General features: G+C 69.8%; 1 protein-coding gene. It reads left to right on the top strand.

Annotated features, from left to right (window positions below; translation table 11 throughout):
* Window positions 1-3: 3 nt before the first annotated feature.
* On the top strand, window positions 4-308 hold a 305-nt coding region (locus GT358_RS16450; protein ID WP_166583706.1), incomplete at its 3' end, for a MocE family 2Fe-2S type ferredoxin.

Consider the following 308-nt stretch of genomic DNA (forward strand, 5'->3'; position numbering starts at 1 on the left):
CCCATGCCCTGGACCGACGCCTGCGCCACCGACGCCATCGAGGAGGAGGACGTGATCCGCTGGGACCACGGGGGGCGGACCTATGCCCTCTACCGCTCCCCGGACGACCAGTTCTTCTGCACCGACGGGCTGTGCACCCACGAGCAGGTCCACCTCGCCGACGGGCTGGTGATGGACCACATCATCGAATGCCCCAAGCACAACGGCCAGTTCGACTACCGCACCGGTGCGCCGCTGCGCGCCCCCGTCTGCACCGCCCTGCGTACCTACCCCGTCCGGGTCGAAGGCACCCGCGTGCTCGTGGACCT

It is taken from the genome of Rubellimicrobium sp. CFH 75288 (assembly GCF_009904055.1).
Taxonomy (GTDB): domain Bacteria; phylum Pseudomonadota; class Alphaproteobacteria; order Rhodobacterales; family Rhodobacteraceae; genus Rubellimicrobium.